Origin of the sequence: Pontiella sp., assembly GCF_041622395.1 — a bacterium.
GTDB lineage: Bacteria > Verrucomicrobiota > Kiritimatiellia > Kiritimatiellales > Pontiellaceae > Pontiella.
Genome location: NZ_JBFJYW010000353.1, coordinates 1 through 3,502 on the forward strand (window position 1 = coordinate 1; position 3,502 = coordinate 3,502).

Genomic DNA, 3,502 nt, shown 5'->3' on the forward strand with positions numbered 1-3,502 from the left:
CCCAGCTCGGGGATTCGTAGTCCGCCCAATCGGTCTCCAGCACTTGCGCCGAACGCGTCCTCGGATCGATGATGGCGATGCGGTAGCGTCCGCCCGAGCGGGTGCAGAAGGTAATGTATCCGTTCTTGCCCCAGTCCGGCGCCACATTCTCCGACCCGGTGGTGGTGAGTCGCTGCGGAGTGCCGCCGTTCTTCGAAACGATGTAGATCTGGGGCTTGCCCGAACTGTCGGAAACATAGGCGATGTGGTTGCCGTCGGGCGACCAGCACGGGCTGGCTTCGTTGCCCATGCGGGTGCGGGTCAGCTTTTTCAGGCTGCCGGAGCGCAGGCTCATGACGTAGAGCTCCGGATTGCCGTCCTTGGAGAGGATCAGCGCCAGACTGTGTCCGTCCGGCGAGACGGCGCCCATGGCATTGAGCCCGCCAAAGGCGGCCAGCGGCTTTCGGTTTCCGGTCATGTAGATGTTCGGGAAGCCGCGCTTGTAGGAGGTGTAGACCAGGTTCTTGCCGTCCGGCGTCCAGTTGGAATCGACCACGATGCTGCCATCCTTCGTGACCTGCCGCATCACCTTTCCATCCATGTCGAACACATAGAGCTCCTTGCGGCCGCTCCGGTTTCCGACCACTGCAATCTTGCCCAAGGCCATGCCGCGCTTGCCCGTTACGGCAAAGACGATCTCGTCGGCCACCTTGTGCGCCAGCTCGCGGGCCGCAACCGCTTCGCCGGTGTAGGTCTTTCCCAGCACCCGCTCGCGCGTCGAAACCTTGTATACGGCAACCCCCGCCTTGATCTCGCCGCCGGCGACCACCTGCCCGGTCACGCTGATCGGCGCGGCGGAAGAGGTGACCTGGAAATAGCCCGAGCGGTTGAGGTCGGCCTTGAGCACGGCCAGAAACGTGCGCGACGCCGCATCGGAACCCGTCCGGTAGCCGGAGAGATTGATCCCGATCTCGCCCTGCCCCTGCTTGCTGACATCAATTACGCGCTGCCCCAGGGCCGTTCCCCCGGCCAACAGCGCCCCGGCTAGAAAGCTTTGTCTTTTCATCATGATATTCTCCAAATAAAGATACGCTAATCGATGATCCGGAACTGAACGACAATATTATCCAAGGGATAGCCCGTCGGGGGCTTTTTCGGCAATACCGTAACACTCAGAACGGCGGTCATCACCGTGGCATCGAACGCAGTATCGCCCGAAGTCCGGCTCAATCGGGAAGAAAGAATCCGCCCGCTTGAAGAGATCGAAATCGTCACCTCCGCGGGACGGACGCCCGGAGAAGCGGGTTGCACCCAGGCATTGTAGAAGATCGAATAGATATGCGCGTCGTAGGCCGAAATCTCATCCGGATTGCCCACCGGGCCGGGCGTCGCGGTTTTCGCCGGCGCCGTGGAAATATTCTTCAGCGCCTGCTCGATCTCCTTCTCCGTCACGGCGGGCTTCGTAACCTTGGGCGCAATCTCCTTGCCGATTTCAATGTCGTCGATCGGAGTCGGCTTCCACTTCTTTTCTTCCACCTTCTTGGGCGGATCCATCTTTACCGGCTCTTTTTTGATCGGCGTCAGCTGTGTTTTCTGCGGCGGGGGCGGCGGCTTCTCGACTTGCGGCTGCACGGACGGCGGTTCCACGGACGGCGGCTCCTCGGGTTGCTCGGCGACTTCCTGCACCTGCACGGCCGGCGCCGGCGAACCGAACTCGATGAAGGTCACGATTTCCGGCTTCGGCTTCGGCCGAAAGCAGCCTTTCAACAAGGCAAGCATCAGCACCCCCAACACGATCGCCACATGGACGCCCAGCACCTTCAGTGCAACTTTGCGCTCAAATGCGTTCATCTATCCACCCAACGATTCGATGATCCATCCCCTCACTCCCCCTGGGTGACCAGTGCCATCTTCGTGATGTTTGCGTCGTGCAGGATTTTCATGACATCGACCACTTCGCCGTAGGGCAGCTTGCGGTCGGCGCGGACGTAGATCGTCGTGGTCGGATCCGAGGATCCGATCTCCGCCATCGCCGCCCGCAGCTCGTCCTGCGATACCGGGACGTCGTCCAGATAGAGTTGCTTTGCAAAATTCAGGCTGATCGAGCGCGTCTTCGACTCCATCATGTCCGCCGCCTTGCCCTGGGGCAGGTTGATCGCGATGCCCTGCTCGATCAGCGGGAAGGTAATGATGAAGGTGATCAGCAGGATAAACGTCAAGTCCATCAGCGGCGTCATATTGATGTCGCTGATCGTGTTGAGAGAAACTAGACTGGTGCGTCTCGCCATCGCCTAACCTTCCCGCACATAGGTATTCTGGATCCCCGAGATGAATTCCTGGGCAAAGTTGTCCATCTGCACCGAAATCCGGCGGATGTGGGCCGAGAGCAAGTTGTAGCCGATCATCGACGGCAAGGCGACCAGCAAGCCGACGATCGTCGTCAGTAGCGCGCCCGAGATGCCCGGCGCAACGGCCGAGAGAGCGGCGGAGCCGGAAGCCGCCATGCCGCTGAAGGCATCCATCACCCCCCAGACGGTGCCGAGCAGGCCCAGGAACGGCGCGGCGCTCACCGCCGTGGCCAGCAGGCCCATTTGGTCCTCCAGATTCAAGGCCTCGTCGGCCACGTTGCGGTCGACCACGGTCCGAAGCGCTTCGAGTTGGTTCAAGGTCAGCACGCGGCCATACGCCGAATCCAGCTCGCCGAGCTGTTCGGGATAGATGCCGTGCGCCTGCAACTCCGTCTCCAGCGCATGGCACCCCTCCTTATAGATCGTATGGAGCGGCGAACCGGGAAATTCCTCTTCTTGCACATAGAGCGTGGTCGGATTCGCCCCGGTACGGAACGCAGACAGAAAATGTCTTGAGGAACGGCTCGCAAAGCTTAGCTGCATCCGCTTCGTCAGCATGATCGTCCAGGCGGCCGCTGAGCCGAGGAACAGGACGATCACAATCATCTTACCCGGTAGCGTACTGTCCGAAAAACCGCTCGCCATGTCGGCCAACGGCATCGAAATCAGCAATGAGTTGAATAATTCCATAGGTCGGTTATGTCCTTTTGCTCTAAATGAAAACTGCAAGCCGAAGATATTTGCAACACCCGCAAAAGCCAATGAAAAACAAAATGCGACCCGCGTAAATTTGTTCCGCGCAAACATGCCGACCGGCCGCGACACCATTTACACGGACTCTCCGCGGCCATTTGGAGGCACCCCGCCGCCTCTCCGCGAGCGCGCCCAGACGACTTGCGAACACGGGCCGCGCGAATCTCGGAGTTCGTGCAAGCGCAACGAGGTGCGCCAAGAAGCAGAGAAACGGCACTTGATCGGGGAAAAAACGAAACCCCCCGTTTCAAAACGGAGGGCTTTGCATGCAACCGAGCCGCAGCCGGTGCAATAAGAAGAAAAAAGTGGCGACCCCTACGGGACTCGAACCCGTGTTGCCAGGATGAAAACCTGGAGTCCTAGGCCACTAGACGAAGGGGTCGCTAGATGTTTTTCCGAAGCACCATTTAAAATGGCGACCC

4 protein-coding genes and 1 tRNA gene are annotated in these 3,502 nt (G+C 59.9%); all 5 read right to left on the reverse strand.

Annotated elements, in window-relative coordinates:
- Nucleotides 1-1,048 (reverse strand): DPP IV N-terminal domain-containing protein (locus tag ABYO54_RS15335; protein ID WP_372809111.1); only part of this gene is annotated, 1,048 nt, incomplete at its 3' end.
- A gap of 23 nt (nucleotides 1,049-1,071) precedes the next feature.
- Nucleotides 1,072-1,830: an energy transducer TonB gene (locus ABYO54_RS15340; RefSeq protein ID WP_372809112.1), complete on the reverse strand. Its 759-nt coding sequence runs from the start codon at nucleotides 1,828-1,830 to the stop codon at nucleotides 1,072-1,074.
- Between the two features lie 32 nt (nucleotides 1,831-1,862).
- A complete protein-coding gene (locus ABYO54_RS15345; RefSeq protein ID WP_372809113.1) occupies nucleotides 1,863-2,267 on the reverse strand; it encodes an ExbD/TolR family protein in 405 nt (134 codons plus the stop codon).
- A 3-nt stretch (nucleotides 2,268-2,270) separates the two neighbouring features.
- Nucleotides 2,271-3,017 (reverse strand): MotA/TolQ/ExbB proton channel family protein, encoded by a 747-nt coding sequence (locus ABYO54_RS15350; protein WP_372809114.1) that lies wholly within the window; start codon nucleotides 3,015-3,017, stop codon nucleotides 2,271-2,273.
- A gap of 369 nt (nucleotides 3,018-3,386) precedes the next feature.
- A tRNA-Glu gene (locus tag ABYO54_RS15355) sits at nucleotides 3,387-3,462 on the reverse strand.
- Nucleotides 3,463-3,502: the final 40 nt, after the last annotated feature.

Excerpts from the sequence above, each read along its gene's own strand:
- ABYO54_RS15340 (WP_372809112.1), bottom strand. The coding sequence starts at position 1,830 with ATGAACGCATTTGAGCGCAAAGTTGCACTGAAGGTGCTGGGCGTCCAT.
- ABYO54_RS15350 (WP_372809114.1), bottom strand. The coding sequence starts at position 3,017 with ATGGAATTATTCAACTCATTGCTGATTTCGATGCCGTTGGCCGACATG.
- ABYO54_RS15345 (WP_372809113.1), bottom strand. The coding sequence starts at position 2,267 with ATGGCGAGACGCACCAGTCTAGTTTCTCTCAACACGATCAGCGACATC.